We start from the raw sequence: 21,623 nt of genomic DNA, 5'->3' as shown, positions 1-21,623 counted from the left end.
AGCGACCTAAGCAATTTGCCAAGGTCGCTCTTTTCATTTGTAACTTTTCCAGGCTTTGAGACGCTTTTGCATTTCTGAAACCAATTCAGCATTGTTTTGATAGACAATATTATTTCTAATCAACATTTCCAACTTCTGTGAAGCTTCGAGGCCAGACAGGGCGCTCAGTTCCAGCAATTGGTCTAGTATCCAAAGCATGCCGTGGTAAGTGACACCGTGCTTGCTGGCGTATTTGCGAACAACTTTATCACTGCTTAACACGATGGCATTTAATTTCTGGGCCAGAAACAAAACTGTTTTATCCGCCTCTGACAATGCCGCAGGAAATTGTGTCTTTTGAATGCGCAGCCGCTCAAATTCATCTATGGAATGAATAGTAAGCTTTCCTGAATCAATATAAGTTTGAAGCACCAATTTATCTTCCTCATACAACTCATTAATGACATCGACTGAACTATGGAACCTGCAATCCAATTTAAAAAAATGATGGATCAGACTTAAATTTCTCAAATCAATAAATATGCAAGCATCTGTTACCGCCGCATTCATGCAAGCGTCAAGCTCATGCTATGAAATTCGGCGAGCTTCATGTTTTTCAAAGCCGCCGCCTTGGTCATTGATATTTGTTCCTCCGCAATTCCTCTGAATATCAACTGGTCAAAGCGGTTCGATTTTTCCACGCCCTCGTAAGCAACAGGTTCTATTGTTCTCCAACCCATTTCCTTCATCATATTCAGGAATTGTTTGGTAAAATGGTCATTAACAATTCCACATTCGAGAGCCCGCCTCGCGATAGCCTGCATCGAGATGCCATAATGTTTTTTGATATTACCAAGCTCTTGAAGCGAGAGCCGATTCCGATGCGCTCCTAATTCCTGTTTCAATGTTTCTTCCGGCATGAGTATGGCTCCTGCAAACTGATGGCATAATGTCTCTTTCTGATTCTCAGTGACCTCTCCAAAATTTAAAAGCAAATGCCCCAACTCATGCAGTAAAGTGAAACGGATCCGATCCGGCTTGCCTTTCAAATTTATATTAAAGGCAACCACAGGGATAGAACCATTTACCCAAGTTTGCATGCCATTAAAATTAGTATGTGCATCGATTTCAACGACCTTGATAAATTTATCTTCCAAAAGTTCAGCAACATTGTATATGGGATCCTTACCCATTTCCCATTTCTTCCGCAAAAGATCGGCTGCCAGATTGACCTGGGCATATTCAGAGACTAAACCAAAATCAGCCAAAGGATTTTCAAATTTGTTTTCCAGTCCTAATATTTCTTCCAGTTCAAGATAGCGGGAAAGATATTCTCTGGTTTGTTCAACAACTTTATACTCCTCTTTGGCCGGAACGCTTTTCAGACTTCGATACGCCAATTCACCAATCTGGATGCTAGTTTCTCTAAAAAAATAATCAGGGCGCACATTCATTACGTTACTCAGAAGCCCCAGTCGCTCGCTATCAGGAACAACCGCACCTTTTTCATATTTATGCAATGCTTGCTTAGTGATCTGATTATTCAGCTTGTTGGCAAGCTCTTGTAATGAGAATCCACTCCTTAATCGTGCGGATTTAAACCGGTCAGCAAATGTTTGGTTCATGGCGTCAAAAATCAATGTAAATTTCATCTGGTTGACAAATATACAAAATTTTATAAGTTTGTCAACCAGATCAAAATTTATTTCTGCTTTTTACGCTCCCGCATAAGCTCCCGCAAACTCTTTCGCAAAGTCTTCCAACTTATAACCACCCAGTTTCTCAGGCCGGTTTTTCCAATATTCTTCCTGCATTTGGCCGCTCCGGAGCGCTTGTCCCATAGCCAGGTAAAGGTTGGCGAAGCTTTCGTTCAGTCCTGCGCCCAGCATTCCTTCGTAGGCATCTTCGTCTAAAAATGTGATCCAGGGTGTGTTTTCTTTGCCTACTGCATTGCCCAAAATCGTTGCAATTTCGCTGGGGTGGCGTTCGTCGTTGGCAATGTTTGTGATGTTTTTTCCGGTGAAAAGATGCAGCAATGTATCAGTAGCAATCTCGGCGATGTGATCTGTATGCGTCAGCACGAGTTTTTCATCGGTGTCTCCAAAATTGTTTCCTGCAATGCCTGCGTGCTTGATCATTCCCGCAAGGCTGAACAGGTTGGAGAAGAAGTAGGAGGGGCGTAGGAAATTCAGATTCGGATCAGGAATTTCGAGCAATTTTTCTTCCAGATATCCCAAAGCATCGATCGGTCCGGCGCCTTTTCGCATATGTGCGCCCAGACTGCTGAGTAAAACGACGTGCTTAATGTTGCTGCCTTTCAGCGCCTCTAAATACTTATCAGCCACTTCAAGCTGGAATTTTCCATAGTCTGTGAGTGAAAAGTCGCTCGGGATCATTAAGTAGGCTACATCTGCATTTTGGAATGTGTTTTTCAAAAATGCGACATCGGTTACTGAGCCTATTGCGGCTGTTGCGCCCAGCGATTCGATCTCTGATTTTTTTTCTGCGCTGCTGCTGATAACGGTTACGTCGTGGCCAGCTGCAACTAAGTTTTTTGTAACGGGTCTGCTGATATTTCCTAATGACCCTGTGATGATATATTTCATGTTATTGATTGTTTAATGATGTTGCAAAGCTATATTTGTACTTACTTTTAGACAAGTACTTACCCCAAAGTATGTATCCATGACCAAGGTTAAAGAAAGCTCGACATACAATGCCAACCGGGAGATCGTGTTGCAGGAATGTCCGGTCACTTATGTGATGAATAAGATCGGTGGACACTGGAAACCCATTATTTTGTATCACCTCCTGGCGGGCAGTAAACGCTATTCGGAGATCAAGAAGGCAATGCCGCACATCACGGAGAAAATGCTCATTCAGCATTTGAAACAGCTTGAAAGCGACAAATTATTGATACGTGAAGCCAAGCCGGTTGTGCCGCCCTATGTGACTTATACGCTTACGGATTCTGGCAAGGATCTCGAAACTGTTATCCATGCAATGGCCGAATGGGCTTTTAAGGATATGAAAAGGCATGCATTTGTTTAAAGATGGGAAGCGGTTACATTTGTAAAAACCACTCAACTTCGCCATGCATAATGAATCTTTGAGAGATCTTTTTTACAGCCACCGTGGGAACCTGATCCACAAATGGGACCATTACTTTGACATTTACGAAAAATATTTTGCTAAATATCGCGGTCAGAAAGTAAATATGCTTGAAATAGGCATTTCGCACGGCGGGTCGATGCAGCTTTGGAAAAAATACTTTGGGGCAAATGTGCATGTCTATGCCATCGACATTAATCCCGATTGCAAAAAGCTGGAAGAAGAGAACACAACCATTTTTATAGGGTCTCAGAGTGATAAGGCATTTTTGGAAACTGTGGCAAGCCAATTGCCTGAGCTAGACTTCATTATTGACGATGGCGGGCACACAATGGACCAGCAGCGCGTGTCGTTTGAAACCCTTTACATGAAGGTAAAAGAGGGCGGCCTGTATCTGGTTGAGGACACGCACACTTCGTATTGGGCCGAATTTCATGGCGGGCTCAAAAATCCTAATTCCTTTGTTGAGCAGTCCAAACACCTCGTGGACTCGCTTTATGACAGTCATGTAATTGATAAAAGTAAGGTGACTATCAACGAAATAACCAATCATATCAACAGCATTGCATTCTACGATTCTATTGTTGTTTTTGAGAAACAACTGCGCAAAAAGCCGTTTCATAAACAAATTGGTAAAAAAACAATCAAGCCTTACGAGCCAACGGAATTGAAAAAAGAGAACTGGTTTGAATCGTTCCTGTCCCGGTTTAAGAAAAAGGAAGAGCATCCGTTCGCTGCAAATGATGGCGGGATCACGGAGTTATAATCAAAGTAAAATATGAAAATTAGCTTCCTATTGGTGACATTGGTTTGCCTAACAGGCAAACTTTCCGCCCAAAATGTGTCCGCATTAACCGAGGACGGCGCCTGGTGCTGGTTCAGCGATCCGCGGGCCATTTATACCAGTGACAAAAATGGCCAGATTGTAACAGGCTGGGTTACCAGATCGGGCGATATCGTTGCGGCTTCGCTAGATCTCGAATCCGGAAAAACAGCGCAAAAAACGCTCTATACCAAACTCGAAATTGACGATCACGACAATCCGGCGTTCCTGCAACTGCCCGACAAAACCATTTTGACCCAATACACCTGGCACGGCGGAAGCAAAGACGGCATGGGCTTGATTCAGAACACAACATTGAAACCATTTGATATCACAACATTCTCTGATTCAATCATTTTCCGACCACAAACGGAAGCCTTGTTAGCCAAGTTTAAGCGGGAAACTTACACTTACGCAAACCCATTTATACTAAGCGCAGAAAATAATAAGGTGTACAGTTTTGGCCGTTGGATAGGTTTTAAGCCCAATTTCATCACATCGACCGATAATGGCAAAACCTGGTCGGACCCGGTTGTTGTGATCACTTCAAAGGCTTTGGACACCAATAACCGGCCTTACGTAAAATATTATTCAGATGGCAAATCAAAGATCCATCTCATCTTCACAGATGGCCATCCCAATGCTGAGCCGCTGAATTCAGTTTACTATTGCTATTATGAAAAAGGAGCCTTCTGGCGTGCGGACGGCAGTAAAATCGCGAACCTGGATCAGTTACCATTCAATCCGTCTGACGCCACGATCGTTTACAAAGCCACTCCGGAAACCGGCAAGGCCTGGATATTTGACATTGTGGTTGACCAAAAAGGAAGGCCCGTAGTCGCTTACACGCGTTACCCTACCAATGAAAACCATCAATATTATTACACCGTTTTTGATGGTAAAAAATGGAATGATCATCATTTGATCGACTCTGGAAAATGGTTTCCCCAAACGCCCGAAGGCAAAAAAGAACGCGAAGAAAATTACTCCGGCGGTCTCACCATTGACCCGCTCGATCCTTCGATCGTTTATTTTTCACATGAGGTTAATGATGTGTTCGAGATCTCGAAAGGAGAAACAAAAGATCTGGGTAAAACCTGGAAAATAACGCCTGTTACCAGCAATTCGAAGCTGGATAATGTTCGGCCAGTGGTTCCGAGATATAAAAAGAAGGGTGATAAAACCGTCCTTTTATGGATGCAAAACCGGAAATATGTACATTATACGGATTACGACACGCGCATTGTCTGGAAAGAATTGACCTCGCCCTGAAAGTATATTCCACCCGCTTTCTGTTTTAATAGTAGATACAAAATACCAAAACACGAATCCTGAAACCATTATGTTCAAAAAATTACTGCCACTGCTTCTTGTTATTGTGAGCGTGGCATACGCCCAGGCGCAGCAGTTTAAAGTTTTATTATTTACCAAAACAGCAGGTTTTCACCACGTTTCCATCCACGAAGGCGTTGCCGGGATCAGAAACTTGGCTTCACGCCACAATTTCTCGGTGGACTGGCAGGAAAATGCAGATGTTTTCAGTGAAAAAGGGTTGGCTAACTACGCAGCCGTCATTTTCCTGAACACAACCGGCGACGTCCTGAATGATGCGCAACAGGCAGCATTTGAAAAATACATTAAAAGTGGAAAAGGCTTCGTAGGAATCCACTCCGCGGCGGATACGGAATACGATTGGGCATGGTATGGCAAATTGGTAGGCATGTATTTCAAAACCCACCCCGCACAGCAAACCGCATTTCTGGACGTAAAAGACAGCAATTTTCCAGGCTTGGAGCGCTTTCCAAAACGCATTATTTGGACCGACGAGTGGTACGAATACAAAAAACCATACAACGCCGATGATCTCAAAATCCTGATCACATTGGACGAAAAATCATACGATCCAAAAACCAACCAAGGCGCCGGAATGGGCGCAGAACACCCGATGGCCTGGTATCACAACTACGACGGCGGCCGCGCGTTCTACACCGGCCTGGGTCACATCGGCTTGGTATACTCAGATCAATCGTTCCTGGATCATTTGTACGGAGGCATTTACTGGGCCGCGACAGGGAAGGGTTTGAAGTAGAAATGGAAGATAAAATAAGGAAAGAGCTGGCCACTTCTGATTTAGAATGGTCAGCTCTTTTTTGTAATATTAAGGAGTTATCGCGTTTGTCAACTTTATTCAATCCACCTATGGAAATCCTTGGCAAAATTCTCGTTGGCCTTGTTGCGCTTGAACATCTTTACATCATGTACATTGAAATGTTTGCCTGGGAGACCAAGGGAAAAGAGACATTCAAAGGATCACTGGCCCCTGAATTGTTTAAGCCTACGAAGACATTAGCCGCCAATCAGGGGCTGTACAACGGATTCCTGGCAGCCGGATTGATCTGGTATTTTTTCCTCGAAGGTCACTGGGCATTTCACATCGCCATTTTCTTTCTGACTTGCGTGATTATCGCCGGAATTTACGGGGCCGTCACCGCCAGTAAAAAGATATTCTACGTGCAGGCTTTACCCGCGATTGTGGCTTTGGTGGTTTTGCATTTTCGGTAGGGGTAACCTGAAAACGCCTTCTGTACAGTATGAAGGCTATAAACGCAAAAGAGAGAAGATTGAATGGGTATAAAGCGGGCGCAACCAAGCGCGCCCGCATTCTGATATCCGTTTCTAAGCAAAAAAGCTAGGTTTCTGCAAGTAACCCGGCTGCCAGCTGGCATCGCGGCGACGCAATGTGCGGGAAATGGTAAGCACTTCATGCAGACGCGTCTGTTGATCGCTGATAGAATCCTGGCTGTGAAAATATTGGCCAATGATCTCCCATTCGAAAGAATCTGCGTTAGAATCATAAATCCCTACCGGAACACGGTCGCCATCCGTCATCAGCATGCTCAGCACATACTGCGCCTCTTCCTCTGTCGAACATCCAACGTGCTGATATTGCCCCTTAAGCGTATAAAGTACAGAGTAACGGTTTGCCGAAGACTCCTGACCCTGCTCTCTTGTCTTATTCTGTTTCGTGTGTTTTTGTAATCGTATCATGATAATGTCTGTTTCAATCGCCCCGGGTTTCTGTTAGGGGCTTTTTTTTTGTGGTATTAAAATAGTTATGAAATGAGGGAAATGATTGCTGTTTATAGAATGTGTTTTATTGCCCTCAGTTTGGTTAACGTAGATTGGTTGTCAATAGTTTACTTGGAAGGAGAGGTTGGGCGAAGTTCTTCTGATAGGGAAGGTGTTTGTTGGAATAGTGCAATTTGAGGGCCTGAAAAATATCACTGCTAGTCGGGTGTTCAATCGACCAAATGATCCGCGACAGGTAAATTCGCTGGAGAAGGTGCTGATTTACTTAACCCATCGCCAATCCCAATATCATCAAAAACCATACAATGCTCCCCAAAACGACTACCACGATCTGCCATTTGCTGAAAGTGTGCCATTCCGTGACCAGCAGATTGGGAGCATTGAGTTTGGCGTAATTAAATGCTTGGAACGGTGGGATCAGAAAAAATATGCTTGTAAATGTGGTATTTTGAGTACAATTTCCGTGAATTTTTCGCTCCTATCCGTTGATGTTTGTAGACGGCTAAAAGCCCTGTCGCATTCCCCCCTCCAAATAGACGGAATCACACCGCGTTTGTTGCCTGGCGTTTGCTGAACTTGCGCCTGTCATTTACATCTTCAACATTTAAATTGGAACGACGTGAGAAGGATCATCATCAATGAACATTTGAGTTTGGACGGGGTTATTCAGGGTCCCGGTGGGCCGGATGAGGACACGACGGGCGGTTTTGAGCTGGGCGGGTGGTCTGCGACTTATTCAGACGACATTACCACGCAATCGCTTTTTGCGGCCTTGAATGAGGATTACGACCTGCTTCTGGGGCGTTTTACTTATAACATTTGGGAGCCTTATTGGCCGAACCAGTCCGGGCCGATCGCTGAGAAATTTAACAAGATTAAAAAATATGTGGCAACTCGAACATTGTCGGATGCCAGCTGGGACGGCACTAAGTTGCTCAATGGCGATACCATAGCACAGATTAAAGAGCTGAAAGCCAGCGACGGACCCAATTTGCACATGTGGGGCAGCGCTGATTTGATTCAATCATTGTTTCAAAATGAGCTGATCGACCAGATTAATGTGTGGATTTATCCGGTGGTGTTGGGTAAAGGGAAAAAGCTTTTTGCCGGAGGGGCACTTCCGAGCGGCCTGAAATTAATCAAACACGCGGTTTCTTCCACCGGCGTGATCTGCGCGTCATTTGAACTGAATGGCAAAGTGCCTACTGGCAATGCTGCGGAGGGCTAAGCGGTTGGTTCAAAATGCGAAACGGATCTGGCAATAAGGCGGTTTTCCTTCCCAGCATTCACGAGTTTGCCTTCGAAGCCGAAAAGCTCCGGGATTTTCCAATTCGGACATGGGATTTAAACCTGCGTCAAAACCTCACGCTCGGCGCTCGGAATTTTCTTTGTGATGATAATGATGTAAACGGTGTTGGCAATGAAAAACAGCAGCATAATGGGCATCATGACAAATGGGTCTATGTAAATTTGGCCTAAAAAGGCTGGGAAAATATTCAATATGGCCAAGCCATAAGTGACAACGGTCCAAATGATCTGGAAGTTAATAATGCGTCGGCCCAGCTCAGCGACGCCATTGATTTTATTCTTTTTTAAAACCCAGAAAGCGAGCGGAATCAGGATATTTCCAAAAGGGATAAACCACAGTGTAAGCGCCGAAAGACTCATTAGTCTCAAAAAGCCGGGATCATCCTCCATTGCAACTGGGGGCGCTTCAACAGATTCTGACAAATCCTGCACCGACACATCCAGCGCCCGTGCCAGCAGCCGTAAGGTTTCGCCGCGTGGCGCTGCATGACCAGTTTCAATGCGCTGCAAAGTGCGTAGGTTAATGCCCGCGTTTTCCGCTAAGGCTTCCTGCGAAAGCCCTTTGGCCTTCCGCAAACTGCGAATTTGTTCAGATATGGTTAGTTGGCTCATAGTGAAGTTGTTTTGAAGCAAAAGTATGTGCTCAATTTACCATTTTGTAGCGGTTTTAATGCGGCGTTTTTACGGCATGTCGGGCAGGGGGGCTTTTTGGGACGGTCGACGGGTTGAAACCCGTCGGTAGGATGTCGGTCGAGGCTCTGGCTTTTGCAGAAACCGACTCACGCAAATGCCAACAAGAGCCGTAGGCTCGACCGATCTTTCCAGGCCGAATTTCAATCCAGCTGCAAGGCAATAAAAAGCAGCACGAACATCGTGATCAATAATACCCGCTGATTTTATAATTTTGGAAATCACATTAGCCATAAATAAAATGAGAAAAGTAGTGCTTGACCTCGCTGTCACCCTGGATGGATTTATTGAAGGTCCAAATGGTGAAATTGACTGGTGTATCATGGATGAAGATGTTCAGGATACGAGTTTTACCGACTTCCTGGACAGCATTGACACCATATTGTACGGACGCATCAGCTATGACATGTGGGGGCAATATCAGCCCAAACCAGACGCTGGCCCGGCTGATAAGAAGCTTTGGGAAACAGTCCATAGCAAAGTAAAATACGTGTTTTCGAGAAGTGCCACGCCGGATGGCAAAGCAACTTACATTCATTCGGACATCGTGGGGGAAATTGAAAAATTGAAGGCCGCACCGGGCAAAAACTTGTGGCTCTACGGCGGTGCAAACCTGATCACGACCTTTATTAATCTGGGACTCGTAGATGTGTTCCGGTTGGCGGTTCACCCCATCATTCTGGGGTCTGGTAAGCCGCTGTTCTCAAATATTCAGGATCGCGTTCCGCTGACGTTGCAGGAGGTGAAAACGGCGAAATCAGGGGTAGCATTAATGACTTATTCCCGATAAACACCGCCCAAAGGCTCCTGTTGGTTCTGGCGGTGTTTTAGTACTTTTTCCTGTATTTATGCTGGAATTGTAGATAAGGTCGTCACTTTGGACAATCCCAGTATAGCACTGACCCGAACGAAGTATGCCAGAATTTATACTATATGGGCTATTATCAGGTTGGCACGATTTTAGGATTAATTCGTGATGTTAACCAACCTAATATCAAAATGAACAAATTACCCATTTCAATAATCAGTGCAGCAATTTTCATGGCATCCTGCAATAGCAGCGCCGATAAAGAAGCGACATTATTGAAAGAAAAGCAGATTGCAATCGATTCTATGAAACATGTGATGGAAAAGAAAGCGATTGTGGATTCTATGAACACGGTAATGGCTAACCGCGAGGCTGAAAAGAAGGCAGAGGAAGCAAGGGTTGCGGAAGAAAAAAGCAGCCAGTCTGTTGCCGCTAATTCCAGCGCACCTGCACCAGCAGCGCGTAAAAAAGGATGGAACCACACGGCAAAAGGAGCGGTCGTTGGTGCCGGAACGGGAGCAATTACCGGCGCAATCGTAAACAAGAAACGCGGTGAAGGTGCATTGGTCGGTAGCTTGATCGGTGCGGGTGTAGGAGCCGGAACCGGTGCGATTGTAGACCATTCGAAGAAGAAGAAAAGAAATAATAACTAGTCAGCACACACATTAAAGGCAAACACACACAAACAGGCAGCGATCTCACATTTTTGTGAGATCGCTTTGTTTATCACTTTGCATCTGATGCGGGTACAAACTGAGCTTTCAAATCCGGCTCTTTCATGTCCTTGTCCAATGGGAACATGGGTCTTTTGATGCGTTTGTAGCCTAATGTTTCCAGGTTTTGATCCACGCCGCCTGGTGTCAGTGCCAAAATCCAGTCAGCGCGCATATTGTAAAGTTCAGGTTCCAGGTAGCCGATCTTCACAACCACAATGTCTGCCTTTCTTGGGTTAAGGCCTAGTCTTGTAAAATCTGCCTCCTTATGGTAAGGTTTGCGTTTTGCAGTGACGATAATGTGCACACTTCCCACTTTTACGACCACTTCTGTTTCCGCATTGCGATCCCCGTGTTCGATGGCTTCCACTGTGCCTACAAGATGCAGGGGCGGCGCTAGACGGAAATCCACTTTGGCGCCTGCATACCCATCTACTTTATTGCCGACACCGGCTGCTATGGCTGCCTTCACAAGGTCCGGGCCAGGAATGGAAGCATAAATCAATGCCGGGCCTTTATCGGTTTTAAACTCTGGACGGGCCAGGATTTCCTGCAAGGTCCAAGTAACATCTCCTGCGCCGCCTGCCGTTGGGTTATCGCCCGAATCGCTGATAAAGAAGGGGTGTTTCTGGCTTTTCACAGCTTTGTCCAATGCTTCTTTCAGTGTGCCCGTCGGCGCAACGAATTCGAAATCAGACCTCACTTTCCAGAAGCTCGCAGCCAGTTGTTCCGCCGTTTTGGAAACAACAGCCTTATCATCGCCGGTTACCATTACAACCGCATGATTACGAGGCTCATCCGCCCAGGCGTAACCAATCCAGATCGCAGCATCAATCACGCCTGCTTGTGCCGCAGCAGGAGCGACTTTGGAATATAATGTTTTTCCCGGTTCAATCCTGGTGCTCGTTTTTTCACCGGGTAACAATATGGGAACTGGAATCCAAGCCTTGTAAGCGGGTTTTCCTTTGCCGCTTTCGAGTCTGGCCAGCAGATTATCAACCGCCCTTTTCTTCGATTGCATGGCATCTTCATGTGGTGCCATCCTGTAGCAGGTGATCAAGTCCGTATTCTGGGCCAGCCGCCATGAAACGTTTCCGTGCAAGTCCATGGAAGTTGAGATAACGGTTTTTGTGCCAATTACGGCGCGAATCCGAACGATAAAATCGCCTTCCGGATCATCCAGCCCCACGACACTCATAGCGCCATGAATGTCGAAGAAGAGGCCGTCATAAGGTCCATTCTTTTTCAGCAAAGCCAATGTTTGCTTCACCAGCGATTCATAGGCTTCGCGCGTAACCGCGCCGCCGGGAAGCGATTTGCCCATCAATGCCGGAATCCAGTTGGCACGTCCGCGGTCAAGCGAATCTTTGGCTAAAAAAGGGTAGGAAGTGAAAATATCATCACCATATTTCGCCTTGAAAGCCTCTTCGGTGGTTAGTGCGGGTGAAAATGTGCTGGACTCGATCCCTAATCCTGCAATAGCAATGCGTGGAAGCGCTTTTTCGGGTCGTGTTGCGGTTTCGGCCGCGTTAATTTGGCTTATGGAGAGACAAAAACTTAAAAACAGGATAAAAGACTGTTTCATATCCGATATGTTACAAAAATATGGTTAGGAATGCTTTGCTTTGAAAAATAGTCAAAAATGGGGAGAATGAAAGGCGCGTCAGGAACATTGTTAGTCGACGCGGCATGTAGTTACGAGTAACTTTTGCCTCCTGGTGGCCTTTATTCCAAATCAGAACCGCCTTAAACCTTAACCCGACTTCCCATGAGTGTGCATACCAACAGGAGAGATTTTGTAAAAATGGTTGGGCTCGGCGCGCTTGGGTTCACCATTTTACCTTCACTTTATGGCAAAGCTGCTGCCAGCGACCGCTTGCGTATAGCGCACATCGGACTAGGCGGAATGGGAAATAACCACATGAAATGGTTTGCTGATTTGCCGGAGGTTGAAATAGTTGCACTCTGTGATGTGGATGAATTACACCTGGGCGAAACAAAAACCAAGCTGGAAGGTATGAAGCCCGGCATTAAAGTGGACACTTATGGAGATTTCCGTAAAATACTGGACCGTAAGGACATTGACGCCATCACCGTCGCGACACCAGATCACTGGCATGCGCAAATCGCGGCGCTGGCATTTCAGGCGGGAAAGGATGTGTATGGTGAAAAACCGCTTTCCTACTGTCAGCGTGAAGGAAAAATGATGTTGAAACACATGGAGAAGAACAACCGTATTTTTCAAATGGGTAACCAGATCCATGCCGGCGATAACTTTCACAGGGTTGTTGAAATCATCAAATCGGGCGCAATAGGGAACGTGCATACGGTTCGTTTATGGAAGCAGTCCACAACCAAAGAGCTGGGTTCGCCCACGGTTCAGGCAGTTCCTAAAACCCTGAACTGGGATATGTGGCTTGGGCCGGCGCCTTTCACGGAATACATTCCGGAAAAATGCCACTTCACTTACCGCTATTTTCTGGATTATTCAGGAGGAGAATTCGCCGATTTCTGGTGCCACATTGCCGATGTCGTTTACTCGTCCATTCAGCCTAAGGGTTTGAAAAAAATAAAAGCAACAGGCGAAGCATATGCCGGCATTGCCGATGCGCCAAAAACATTGAATGTTGATTATGAATTTGATGGTTTGAAAATTCTATGGACTTCTTTGCCTCCCGATATTCCCGGCGCTGCTGAGCAGGGGATAGGGGCGTTTTTTGAGGGAGATAAAGGCACGCTGATGTGCGACTACAACACCCGCAAGATCAACATTAATGGCGAAACAATGACCGACATTGCAACCGTGCCCATCACCAATCCAAGATCGCCAGGCCATCAGCAAAATTTCGTCGACGCCGTCAAAGCCAGAACGCAGCCTGAATCCAACCTCGCATACGCCCGCGAACTTACCATGCCCATGCACCTCGGCCTCATTTCTTATCGCCTCAAAAGAGAACTAACCTGGAACGCCGGCAAGGAGAAATTCGTAGGAGACAAAGAAGCGAATAAGCTGCTTTCCAGGAAACCGAGGAAGGAGTGGGATTTGGTTTGATGATTCAACTATATCAAAAGCGTCTTGGCAGGAATTCCAAAATCGTGATACAATGACTTTATCATTTTTAAGGTCAGTGGCTTTTTTCTGCCCAATACTTCGGAAACCCTCGATTTTGTTCCAAAATATCTGATCAAATCCTTTTGACTTAAACCATCTTCTTCCATTTTGTATTTAATGGCTTCCACAGGATCTAGTTCGGGCATTTTGTGATGCTCGTCTTCGTATTTCTCTATGACCATTAATAGCAATTCCAATCGGTCACCTTCGGGTGTATTGGGCTTGGCTTGCCATACTTCTTGCAATTTATCAAGAGCTTCCTGATGGTCGGCGGCGCTTTTGAGCGGCTTAATCGTGTAATTTTTCATTGCCTGGATTTTAAATATGTTCAATAGTCTTGGCGTCTATCCGGTCGTAATCTTTATGTGTGCCAACAAACTTGATCCAACACGCTTTAAACTGGTAATTGAAAGAAACGATCAATCTATATTTATTTCGTGCGATGTTAAAAACGACCCTTTCATTGCCAACATAGTCGGCACCCTTGAAATCCGCAATAACTTCCTGAGGTGTGCTGTAATCATGACTATTCATTTTTTCGTACCAGCTTAACAAGCCAGTTTTAGCATCTGTGTGCGTCTCCCAGAATTCTTTCAAAGTGCCTTTTGCAACTATTCTCATAAGGACACAAATGTATTGAAAGTTCCGTAATTTGGAACTTTGATATGAAATCTCCTTCAATTGACAAGGTTTAACAAGTCAACTTATCTTTACTTAACACATTAAGAATTGAATTTTTTGCAGTATGTTTAGGAATTCTAATCCATTTCGATGAAAACTGCTGCCTGCATTATTTTGCTCGTACTGCTGCTCTGCAATATGCTGGGCCTTTCATTGACTGTGTTATGCTTCGACAGCGGCTATAAAAACGCCTCGATCCACATTCAAAGCACGGAAACGCAGACTATTAAAATTCCGCTGCCTTCAATCCCATATGCAGCTCCGTTAGAACTGGACGATGTAGAAAACCATTTGCTGCGCATTGCCGACGGATTTTATAATGTAACCCAATACGTGCATGAAAACGACACGTTATTCGTGACGCTCACGCCTGATGCATCTGCGCACCAGCGTTTTGCGGAGCTTTCACATATGGTTCAGCAAGTCCACGAATTTCCGGCCGGAACATCGGAATCACCGCGCAGTAAGACAATTAAACTGCTTAATGATCTCATAAAAATCTATCTGCCCGCTCATGCCGATCTGGTTGGCGCTAATGTTCATTTTACAGAATTATCATTTGAAAACCAGTATCCTACACTGAGTTTCAAACTTCTTTCCTCGCTGCTCACGCCTCCATATTCTCCTCCGGAAGCCGCTTAAAACTTTATTGATTGATTGACGTAACACGGTTAGTAGCCGTGCGTATGTCTGTATTTTATTTACCCAAAATCAAAAAAGTACTAAGCACGATAATTTTCAAACAATGCCTCATATAAAATTAGAAGATGGTGTTCCGGGCATTCTGGGACCCATGAAATTCAGTCCGAAAACGGCTGAACCGCTTAATGCGCTGGCGAATGCGCTTTTGCTCGCGGACGAAGGGCTGAGCCGTGGAGAACGTGAACTGATCGGTGCCTACGTTTCTGCGCAAAATGACTGCTTTTTCTGCCAGACGATCCATGGGGCCGTTGCGAGCGCTTACTATGACGACGAGGATTGGTCATTTATGCAAAGTGTGAAGACCAATTACCGTGAAAGCACATTATCCGACAAAATGAAGGCGCTGCTAACCATTGCCGGCAGCGTCCAGAAAGGCGGAAAATATGTGACCGAAGCGCAAATACTAGCCGCAAAAGAGGCGGGCGCGGACGACCGCGACATTCACGACACTGTGCTCATATCCGCCGCATTCTGCATGTTCAACCGCTACGTCGACGGATTGGCAACCACAGCGCCAACGAACCCCGCGATCTATAAATCGCGCGCCGAGAACATTGTAAAGAAAGGATACTCCGGCGATTCACCATACGAACCTTACGATTAACGCGGGTTCGATCCAAAATCTCTTTCAAACAAGTTATGATGAACATCAGACCAAAAATAATACTATCAGCAATAGTAGCCGTAGGGATAATGGCAATGAGCGTTTGCAAAAAGCCTTCGTCCGAAGAGAAAATGCTTCAATTGTTGCAGGAAAGTAAAGCCAGGGTTTTTCATTACCAAAATGATTTCAGCCCCGAGGCACAGCTCGCATATCTGGATTCGAGTATCAGGGAAACTCCTGAAGCGGAACAGGGGCAGCTTTTTAAGCTCAACCATTTTAAAGCCACCGTTTTGGTTCAAATCGGAAAAGTTGAGGAGGCGATCAGCATCCTGAAAAGGTTGGAACGGAATCAAAATCCGATTTATCAGCAAATCGGCATATCAAGAAGGATCAAAGATGACCTGGCGGTTGCCTATCTCCGGCTCGGCGAGCAAGCCAACTGCATTACCAACCATTCCATTGACGCGTGTATTCTGCCGATCAGGAATGGGGGCGTTCACCGGGATATAAGTGGTTCAAAAGGCACTGTGGACATTTATAAAAGGTTGCTGGCCGAAAAGCCGGATGACCTGGAAGCGCGCTGGCTGCTTAATGTTGCATATATGACATTGGGTAAATATCCCGAGAGTGTTCCCAGAAAAATGTTGATCCCGAACCTCGATAAGGCCGATGAAACCAGCGTGAACGCCTTTCAGGACATTGCCCCGGATCTCGGACTGGATGTCAAAAACATGGCGGGCGGGACTATCATTGAGGATTTCGACAACGACGGATATCTTGACCTGATCATGTCGAGCTGGGATTTGGGTGAGTCCATGCATTATTTCAAAAATAAGGGCGATGGTTCGTTTGAAGACAAATCGGCCATTTCAGGACTCGACCGTTTTACCGGCGGTTTGCAGGTCATGCAGACTGATTTCAACAATGACGGTTTCAAAGATGTATTTGTGATGCGAGGCGGGTGGCTCAGCAACACATTTGGCGAGCAGCCCAACTCACTTTTGAAGAACAACGGGGACGGCACATTCACCGATGTTACCATTGACAGTGGCTTGCTATCCTTCCATCCCACGCAAACCGCAACCTGGAACGACTTCAATAATGATGGCTGGGTGGATGTTTTTATCGGAAACGAAACCAGCATTGGGGCGAACCATCACCCCTGCGAACTTTACCTGAACAACAAAAACGGCACTTTTACGGAGGTGGCCAACCTGGCTAACTGTGGGATCGCGGCTTTTGTAAAGGGTGTGACTTCCGGGGATTTTGATAATGATGGCTGGAATGACATCTTTTTATCTACGCTCAGTGGAAACAGAATTTTACTCAGGAATAAAGGCGTAACGGGCGCTAAGCCAGGTCATGTTGTGTTCGAAGATGTAACGCAAAAAGCGGCGCTGGACAAGGACCATAACAGAAGTTTTACAACCTGGTTTTTCGATTACGACAACGATGGCTGGCTGGACATTCTCTGCGGCGACTACACCATGCAGTATAATTTGAGTTATTATGCTGCTGCCGAGCAACTTAGCGTTTCTCCTGAATATCACGGTCAGCCGGTGGTTTACAAAAACAACCACAATGGCACATTCAGCAACGTTACCAGGGACTTGGGACTGGATAAAACGGCCTTCGGCATGGGTGGAAGCTTTGGCGACATTGATAATGATGGCTTCCTGGATATTTTCCTGGGAACCGGAAACCCGAGTTACAAATCATTGATACCCAACAAAATGTTCAAAAATATGGGTGGCAAATCATTCGCGGATGTGACCTCGTCGGCGAAGGTGGGAAGCCTGCAAAAAGGGCATGGCGTAGGATTCGGGGATATGGATAATGATGGCGACCAGGACATTTACATTGAAATGGGCGGCGCGTATCTTGGCGACGCATACCAGAATTCCTTTTTCCTGAATCCCGGACAAGGTAACAACAACTGGGTTTCCATCGATCTGGAAGGAATGGCGGCCAACAAAGCGGCTATTGGCAGCAGGTTGAAAATCACAATCCGCGAGGACGGCGTAACGCGCTATATTTATCGCGACGTGAATTCCGGCGGCAGTTTTGGATCGGCTCCCTTCAAACGAGAAATCGGGTTGGGAACAGCTACGCAAATTGATGAAATAGAAATAAAGTGGAACGGGAGCGGGCACATTCAGAAAATTCAAAATGTGGCTGTAAACCAATTCATTAAGGTTAAGGAAGGGAGTAACAAAGTGGAGAAAGTAATGCTTAAAAAGCTTACGTTCAAAGACAAATCACATCATGAAATTCCGCTTTGCGCCCCGGTTGCCAAGGCGTCTATTTAGGATGGAAATGCCAGATAACCTGGGGCCTCATGCATAATGTGTTCCCGGGTTATCATTTGGCGATTTGATCTGCGTACTTACATTACTGCTAGCGTTCAGCGACTTGCGGCCCGCCAACGCACGTTCATCTCAAACCGGGTTGATTTGAGTTTAGTCATTAATGAATCAACTTTTCATTCACCTTCACATTGGTCAGCTTGAAATCCTGCACCACGCTCTTGTCGTAGGCTGCATTTTTGGCAGTTATATTCAAATCCTCAAAATTGAATCTCGACAACTTATCATAGTCACCGGGGCTGACGTCGAAAAACACTTCGCATTTCAGGGTAATGTTTTTTAGACTAATGTTGTCACAGTAGGATAGGGGCACGTCTTTTCTCCCTTTCAAATCAAAAAACTGCTTCCAAGGCTTTACATAAATCAAACTATATGCGTAACCGGCAATGTTTTCCACGCTGACGAACTCGTATTTTTGCGGTGTATCCGGTCTCATTTTAAGCCAAAGCACACGCATTGCGTTGGTAATGTGGCAGTTACGCATGACGATGTTTTTGTTGTGAATGGCTTCGCTGCCGCAGGTTAGTGCGGCATGGCAAAACCCGAATTCGCTGTCTTCGATGATCACATTTGTATTTGCGCCATTGCCTTTATCCGTATCTGCATAAGGCCCTTTTCCACCCTTTAAAGCGATTGCATCGTCATTTACAGCCAGATAGCAGCCTTTTATCAACACATTATTACAAACATCCAGGTCGATCGCGTCCGTGCTGGGCGCTTTGATGGGCTCGTGTGGCGCGGTAATGCGCACATTCAGGATTTTAATGTTATTGCATTGATAATAGTGACTTGTCCAAAAGCCGGAGTTTTGCAACCGTACATCCTGGACCTGCACATCATTGCTTTTCCAAATGAAAACCAGTCGTGGACGCGAAACTTCGAGGTTGGTGCAATTCGGGTTTTCTTTTCTTCTTTGCCAGAATGCTTTCCAGTAATTCAGCCCGTTTCCGTCAATCACGCCTTTGCCGGAAATTGTGAAACCGTTAACGCCATACGCATTCACGAGCGCAGGAAAATAATCCAGGTTTTGCCCTTCCATTCTCGACGCCATACTCGGGTAATCGGCTATCTTGTCGGAGCCTTTTAATGTTGCGCCCTCGGAAACGTATAAATGGGTTTTTGGTTTAAAAAACAATGCGCCGCTGAGAAATGTGCCTTTCGGAATGACGATCACACCGCCGCCTTGCTGATGTGCGAGATCGATAATTTTTTGGATAACGGCCGTTTGCACGACATTACTATCGCTTGAAGCCCCGTGTTTTGTAATGACGAATTGTTTGCCCAAATCCTCCAACCTGATTTTCGAACTGTCTGAAAACCAGGCCGGTATTTTTGTTCCATCCGGGAAAGTAACGGATTTCCCCGTCTGTGAAAAGGAAAGAAAGGAGATAAGGAAGAGGTGTAAGAAAAGCAGACAAGATTTTGTCATAACAAAGGTTTATGTTTGAATGTCAGAGTCAATTTAAGAATTTCTTAACTATTATCTTTATCCCGTCCGCCCTGGGTGGAGTTGTTGAAATGGTTTATAATTTATTGCGCAGGAAGTCACAGACAAATAACCGATGAGAAGAGCCTTTATTTTAATTCTTATTCCAATCGTTACCATTGCCTTAGTATACGCATTAATTCATTTTATTGGGATGCAGGGTTTCGCATTTGCATGGTCCCTCAACTTCTTGCTGATGGCATGCGCGCTCACCTTTACCGAAACCTTAAAAGGCCCACTTACCTCGACCTATTTTAACGAAAAGGAATGGGAGCTGAAAGGAAAAATATATGAGTCTTTTGGCGTAAATTTTTACCGAAAATTATTGGTTTGGGTTGGCTGGGAAAAATTGAACAAAAAATCCAATCCAATTGAAAAGAAGACAAATGCACTTGTACATCTGCATTACCGAACCAAACAATCCGAATTAGGGCATCTGATTATTTTAATTATCGTTTTGGGTTTCAATTTTTTTGTGGCATTTGAGTTTGGGGTTATCCAATCTTTGTGGTTGCTGATATTAAATGTATTGCTAAATCTATACCCTATTTTTCTGCAAAGATATAACCGGCCACGAATCGAAAGGGCCATCACTTTAAGTCGACGCAGGTAAGTCACTTGCGCAACATCCGGGCAAATAATTTTCCGTAATGCTGCCCGTAATTGAGCCTATTTATTTTATATATTACGAAACAATTTAAATGTTTAATAACTTATAAATTAACTAGCCATGAAGTTTAAATTAATTCTATCATTTCTGCTTTTAGCCCCTTGTTTTGTTGCATTTAGTCAGGAGAATCAATCTGTAAAATCTGAGAAGCAAGGCATTGCTGTTGCCGACAAAGGCCTGATCAAGATATCCGTTATGTATCCATTTGCGGAGGGCAAAACCTTCAATATGGAATATTATGAAACGAAGCATATGCCCATGGTAGCGGGTTATTTAGGAGCAAATTTGGTTAAGTACACCATTGAAAAAGGCCTGTCCAGTGGTATTCCCAACCAACCTCTACCTTTTTTGGCTATTGGCACATTTTATGTCAAAAGTCTGAGCGAATATCAAGCGGCGGTGGCGCCAAACAGAGATGCAATTCGCGCAGATTTTGCAAATTATACCAATGTTGTTCCGGTCATTTTGGTGAGTGAAGTTGTAAAATAAGAAAGCGAGGTCGACTTGTTTTCATGCAAAGGATATAACTTGGTGCTGAGATGCAAACATATCCATAACAATTTGTCACATGAGTACTAACGAAAATGCTGCTGTACCGGCAGTTCCGATTTCAAAATCTTTGGTGTCCAACGGATTCCTGTTCATTTCCGGTCAAATCGGCTCTGCTGGTGGCCAGGTGGTGACCACATCCTTCCAGGACGAGGTTACGCAGGTATTTACGAATATCGAAACGATACTCAATGAGCACAGTCTGACTTTCAGCCATATTGTTAGCATTACGGTATACCTTACGGATATGCGGTATTTCGACGAACTCAACGCTGTGTACCAAACTTATTTCACCGACCGCTATCCAACCCGCACCTGCATAGCCGTGGCAGGTTTACCGAAGCAAGCGCGGGTTGAGCTGACTACGATTGCGAGTTTGGAGTTGAAAGCTAGTTGAAATAAAACAGCCCGGTAAATCGATGAAATCAAACGAAGGATAAACCGCAATCTAAAAAGTTAACTTACCCAATATAATTTGGATCAAACTCAACAATCCATTCAATTCCATATTTATCCCTGAACATTCCAGCGTACGTGCCCCAGGGACTGTCGTCCATTGGCCCTTCAACATCTCCACCTGCTGATAGTCCATTAAAGATTTTCTCTGCTTCTTCACGACTCTCTGCACTAACTGATATTTTAGACCTGTTTTCGTTTTCGTTCACTGGTCCCATAAATTCAGGGACATCATTGGCTATTAACACATTGTGTTTCCCCAAAGGCAATACAATGGTCATTATTTTATTTGCTTCATTTTCTGGCACAGGGAATTCAGCGCTTGCTAAGTCCTTGAAACGAATGATTTTTGTGAATTCTCCGCCAAAAACTGATTTGTAAAAATTGAATGCTTCTTCAGCATTTCCATTGAAGTTGATCCAGGGGTTGATCGTTCTCATAATTTTTTTAGGTTTTGAATGTATTTCTTACACTA

Annotated in this window: 25 protein-coding genes; 15 read left to right on the top strand and 10 right to left on the bottom strand. The window is 45.0% G+C overall.

The annotated features are described in order from the left end of the window. Positions 1–33: 33 nt before the first annotated feature. From NFI81_RS06750 to NFI81_RS06740, 3 genes are all read right to left on the bottom strand, one after another. On the bottom strand, positions 34–549 hold the full coding sequence (locus NFI81_RS06750; protein WP_510185915.1) for a PIN domain-containing protein: 516 nt from the start codon (positions 547–549) through the stop codon (positions 34–36). Beyond that, positions 546–1,631 (bottom strand): helix-turn-helix domain-containing protein, encoded by a 1,086-nt coding sequence (locus NFI81_RS06745; RefSeq protein WP_234613291.1) that lies wholly within the window; start codon positions 1,629–1,631, stop codon positions 546–548. The genes NFI81_RS06750 and NFI81_RS06745 overlap by 4 nt, the downstream gene beginning before the upstream one ends. Positions 1,632–1,694: 63 nt before the next feature. After that, the gene (locus NFI81_RS06740) at positions 1,695–2,585 is read right to left on the bottom strand and encodes an NAD(P)H-binding protein (RefSeq protein WP_234613293.1); all 891 of its coding nucleotides are present in this window, start codon (positions 2,583–2,585) and stop codon (positions 1,695–1,697) included. Between the two features lie 79 nt (positions 2,586–2,664). On the opposite strand from NFI81_RS06740, the gene NFI81_RS06735 reads away from it, so the two are divergent. The 5 genes from NFI81_RS06735 to NFI81_RS06715 all read left to right on the top strand — a co-directional run bounded on the left by NFI81_RS06735 (position 2,665) and on the right by NFI81_RS06715 (position 6,475). Then, entirely contained in the window at positions 2,665–3,030 is a 366-nt protein-coding gene (locus NFI81_RS06735; RefSeq protein ID WP_234613294.1) for a winged helix-turn-helix transcriptional regulator, read from the top strand. 43 nt (positions 3,031–3,073) lie between these two features. After that, the gene (locus tag NFI81_RS06730; protein WP_234613297.1) at positions 3,074–3,856 is read left to right on the top strand and encodes a class I SAM-dependent methyltransferase; all 783 of its coding nucleotides are present in this window, start codon (positions 3,074–3,076) and stop codon (positions 3,854–3,856) included. 12 nt (positions 3,857–3,868) lie between these two features. Further along, positions 3,869–5,185 (top strand): BNR-4 repeat-containing protein, encoded by a 1,317-nt coding sequence (locus tag NFI81_RS06725; RefSeq protein ID WP_234613298.1) that lies wholly within the window; start codon positions 3,869–3,871, stop codon positions 5,183–5,185. Between the two features lie 70 nt (positions 5,186–5,255). Further along, positions 5,256–6,002: a ThuA domain-containing protein gene (locus NFI81_RS06720; RefSeq protein ID WP_234613299.1), complete on the top strand. Its 747-nt coding sequence runs from the start codon at positions 5,256–5,258 to the stop codon at positions 6,000–6,002. 110 nt (positions 6,003–6,112) lie between these two features. Next, on the top strand, positions 6,113–6,475 hold the full coding sequence (locus NFI81_RS06715) for a DUF1304 domain-containing protein (protein ID WP_234613300.1): 363 nt from the start codon (positions 6,113–6,115) through the stop codon (positions 6,473–6,475). A gap of 114 nt (positions 6,476–6,589) precedes the next feature. Here NFI81_RS06715 and NFI81_RS06710 read toward each other — a convergent pair whose 3' ends face one another. Next, positions 6,590–6,961, bottom strand: a complete 372-nt coding sequence (locus tag NFI81_RS06710; RefSeq protein WP_234613301.1) for a hypothetical protein — start codon at positions 6,959–6,961, stop codon at positions 6,590–6,592. Between the two features lie 661 nt (positions 6,962–7,622). On the opposite strand from NFI81_RS06710, the gene NFI81_RS06705 reads away from it, so the two are divergent. Further along, the gene (locus tag NFI81_RS06705; RefSeq protein WP_234613302.1) at positions 7,623–8,231 is read left to right on the top strand and encodes a dihydrofolate reductase family protein; all 609 of its coding nucleotides are present in this window, start codon (positions 7,623–7,625) and stop codon (positions 8,229–8,231) included. A gap of 116 nt (positions 8,232–8,347) precedes the next feature. Here NFI81_RS06705 and NFI81_RS06700 read toward each other — a convergent pair whose 3' ends face one another. Further along, positions 8,348–8,923, bottom strand: a complete 576-nt coding sequence (locus NFI81_RS06700; protein WP_234613303.1) for a helix-turn-helix domain-containing protein — start codon at positions 8,921–8,923, stop codon at positions 8,348–8,350. Positions 8,924–9,242: 319 nt separating this feature from the next. On the opposite strand from NFI81_RS06700, the gene NFI81_RS06695 reads away from it, so the two are divergent. Together NFI81_RS06695 and NFI81_RS06690 are read left to right on the top strand one after the other, a co-directional pair. After that, positions 9,243–9,791 (top strand): dihydrofolate reductase family protein, encoded by a 549-nt coding sequence (locus NFI81_RS06695; protein WP_234613304.1) that lies wholly within the window; start codon positions 9,243–9,245, stop codon positions 9,789–9,791. A gap of 209 nt (positions 9,792–10,000) precedes the next feature. Next, positions 10,001–10,462: a glycine zipper family protein gene (locus NFI81_RS06690; RefSeq protein ID WP_234613305.1), complete on the top strand. Its 462-nt coding sequence runs from the start codon at positions 10,001–10,003 to the stop codon at positions 10,460–10,462. A gap of 73 nt (positions 10,463–10,535) precedes the next feature. On the opposite strand, the gene NFI81_RS06685 is transcribed toward NFI81_RS06690, so the two are convergent. Next, the gene (locus NFI81_RS06685) at positions 10,536–12,107 is read right to left on the bottom strand and encodes a M81 family metallopeptidase (RefSeq protein WP_234613306.1); all 1,572 of its coding nucleotides are present in this window, start codon (positions 12,105–12,107) and stop codon (positions 10,536–10,538) included. A gap of 183 nt (positions 12,108–12,290) precedes the next feature. Between NFI81_RS06685 and NFI81_RS06680 the strand changes: the two genes are divergently transcribed. After that, the gene (locus NFI81_RS06680) at positions 12,291–13,574 is read left to right on the top strand and encodes a Gfo/Idh/MocA family protein (protein ID WP_234613308.1); all 1,284 of its coding nucleotides are present in this window, start codon (positions 12,291–12,293) and stop codon (positions 13,572–13,574) included. Between the two features lie 8 nt (positions 13,575–13,582). On the opposite strand, the gene NFI81_RS06675 is transcribed toward NFI81_RS06680, so the two are convergent. Together NFI81_RS06675 and NFI81_RS06670 are read right to left on the bottom strand one after the other, a co-directional pair. After that, on the bottom strand, positions 13,583–13,942 hold the full coding sequence (locus NFI81_RS06675) for a helix-turn-helix domain-containing protein (RefSeq protein WP_234613309.1): 360 nt from the start codon (positions 13,940–13,942) through the stop codon (positions 13,583–13,585). A 10-nt stretch (positions 13,943–13,952) separates the two neighbouring features. Next, positions 13,953–14,255: a type II toxin-antitoxin system HigB family toxin gene (locus tag NFI81_RS06670; RefSeq protein WP_234613310.1), complete on the bottom strand. Its 303-nt coding sequence runs from the start codon at positions 14,253–14,255 to the stop codon at positions 13,953–13,955. A 150-nt stretch (positions 14,256–14,405) separates the two neighbouring features. On the opposite strand from NFI81_RS06670, the gene NFI81_RS06665 reads away from it, so the two are divergent. From NFI81_RS06665 to NFI81_RS06655, 3 genes are all read left to right on the top strand, one after another. Beyond that, positions 14,406–14,957 (top strand): hypothetical protein, encoded by a 552-nt coding sequence (locus NFI81_RS06665; protein WP_234613311.1) that lies wholly within the window; start codon positions 14,406–14,408, stop codon positions 14,955–14,957. 103 nt (positions 14,958–15,060) lie between these two features. Next, positions 15,061–15,621: a carboxymuconolactone decarboxylase family protein gene (locus tag NFI81_RS06660; protein WP_234613312.1), complete on the top strand. Its 561-nt coding sequence runs from the start codon at positions 15,061–15,063 to the stop codon at positions 15,619–15,621. A gap of 95 nt (positions 15,622–15,716) precedes the next feature. Beyond that, positions 15,717–17,930, top strand: coding sequence for a CRTAC1 family protein (locus NFI81_RS06655; RefSeq protein ID WP_252176044.1), 2,214 nt, complete (start codon positions 15,717–15,719; stop codon positions 17,928–17,930). A 157-nt stretch (positions 17,931–18,087) separates the two neighbouring features. Here the strand turns inward: NFI81_RS06655 and NFI81_RS06650 are convergent, their stop codons facing one another. Further along, complete coding sequence (locus NFI81_RS06650) at positions 18,088–19,416, bottom strand: rhamnogalacturonidase (protein WP_234613314.1); 1,329 nt, start codon at positions 19,414–19,416, stop codon at positions 18,088–18,090. Positions 19,417–19,549: 133 nt separating this feature from the next. On the opposite strand from NFI81_RS06650, the gene NFI81_RS06645 reads away from it, so the two are divergent. The 3 genes from NFI81_RS06645 to NFI81_RS06635 all read left to right on the top strand — a co-directional run bounded on the left by NFI81_RS06645 (position 19,550) and on the right by NFI81_RS06635 (position 21,089). Beyond that, entirely contained in the window at positions 19,550–20,086 is a 537-nt protein-coding gene (locus NFI81_RS06645; RefSeq protein ID WP_310590124.1) for a glycosyl-4,4'-diaponeurosporenoate acyltransferase CrtO family protein, read from the top strand. A gap of 117 nt (positions 20,087–20,203) precedes the next feature. Further along, a complete protein-coding gene (locus tag NFI81_RS06640; RefSeq protein ID WP_234613315.1) occupies positions 20,204–20,632 on the top strand; it encodes an EthD family reductase in 429 nt (142 codons plus the stop codon). Between the two features lie 79 nt (positions 20,633–20,711). Continuing rightward, positions 20,712–21,089 (top strand): RidA family protein, encoded by a 378-nt coding sequence (locus tag NFI81_RS06635; RefSeq protein ID WP_234613316.1) that lies wholly within the window; start codon positions 20,712–20,714, stop codon positions 21,087–21,089. 64 nt (positions 21,090–21,153) lie between these two features. On the opposite strand, the gene NFI81_RS06630 is transcribed toward NFI81_RS06635, so the two are convergent. Further along, positions 21,154–21,588, bottom strand: a complete 435-nt coding sequence (locus NFI81_RS06630) for a VOC family protein (protein WP_234613317.1) — start codon at positions 21,586–21,588, stop codon at positions 21,154–21,156. Between the last annotated feature and the right edge of the window lie 35 nt (positions 21,589–21,623).

This window comes from Dyadobacter fanqingshengii, from assembly GCF_023822005.2.
In the GTDB taxonomy this organism is placed as follows: Bacteria; Bacteroidota; Bacteroidia; order Cytophagales; family Spirosomataceae; genus Dyadobacter; species Dyadobacter fanqingshengii.
This window is presented reverse-complemented; position numbering and strand designations above follow the sequence as displayed.